This is a genomic window from Methylophaga sp. (assembly GCF_965655755.1).
In the GTDB taxonomy this organism is placed as follows: Bacteria; Pseudomonadota; Gammaproteobacteria; order Nitrosococcales; family Methylophagaceae; genus Methylophaga.
The window spans coordinates 1-1144 of sequence record NZ_CBFHHW010000052.1 but is presented as its reverse complement, the minus strand read 5'-3'; the positions used below and the strand labels follow the sequence as shown (position 1 = coordinate 1144).

At 41.1% G+C, this 1144-nt stretch carries 2 protein-coding genes; both read left to right on the top strand.

Annotation, left to right across the window (positions count from 1 at the left end; all coding sequences use genetic code 11):
• Positions 1–294 (top strand): malic enzyme-like NAD(P)-binding protein (locus ACTF5U_RS11950; protein ID WP_438971859.1); only part of this gene is annotated, 294 nt, incomplete at its 5' end.
• Between the two features lie 278 nt (positions 295–572).
• Positions 573–1144: hypothetical protein (locus ACTF5U_RS11945; protein ID WP_438971858.1), on the top strand; the 572-nt coding region annotated here is incomplete at its 3' end.

Below are 1144 nucleotides of genomic sequence, written 5' to 3'. Positions count from 1 at the left end.
GGGATAGGCCTTGCCGTTGTGGCAGCTGGTATTAAGCGTATTACTAATGAAATGATGATGGTTGCCAGTGAAGTGTTAGCAGAAAGTTCACCACTGGCGAGTACGGGAAAAGGTGCTTTATTACCCCCGTTAGAGACCGTAACGGAGCTCAGTAAAGACATTGCCTTTAGGGTTGCTAAACTGGCTCAAAAAAAGGGACTTGCGTTAGAAACAACCGATGATGAGTTAAGCCAAAAAATCGAAAAAGAATTTTGGTTACCTCGTTATCGTGACTACAAGCGGGCGAGTTTATAAGCAAAAAGCCACTTTAAGCCTAGCTGAAAAACCAAGGAGTGGTTGAACATTGCCTCGTTCCATTCCTATTTATTCCATACTGCCCCTGGTCATTCAAATACATAAAAAGTAGATAAGGAATACAAGGGAAAAGAATAGCTATGCTTTCAAAAGCTAGAGCTTTTCAAATAGGATGGATATGATTGACAGACAAATTGGAATTGAACTAGGCAGCTATCAACCTAGATAGGTAAATTATGGTTGTCGGCCTAATACACTGTTAGCTTTAAAAGGTAAGCATGGAACTATTTAACGAAATATTGGCTGACTACAGCGATTATTGCCACCAAAAACTCCGAGCTGAGTTTGGAGCATATTCCCAAGGATCGTATGACCCAATATATTTGTACCAGCGCTATAAGTGTAGAATTATTGAAACAAGAGCGCGTGCCGTATCTGAAGCAAAGGAATTGGTTGTTCCTGAAGCATACAGAGCCGCATACGAAGATATTGTCAAATCAATAATAACAGGGAAATGCCTCAAAAAATATCAAAGCAGAAAGCTTAAAAATCTGCATTACGATGATGACATGTTATCCCATTGGGGAATTCAGCATCTTCATCTCAATCAGAGCTTAGAGCAAGATGGTTTCGTAACCAGAACCGGAGACCTCCTGTTTATACACTTCTCCGATAGTGAGGCCCATGTGTTGGGGATCTTTGAGCACGGAGCATGGTGTGACTTAGACCTTATTCAGATCATGCACAACAATTGGCCTGAGCAATTGGCGATTTATAAATCAAACAGTGATGCCGCACCGCTAACAGAAGAACAGTACAAAACATTACGAAAAAAGCATGCCAATGCGAA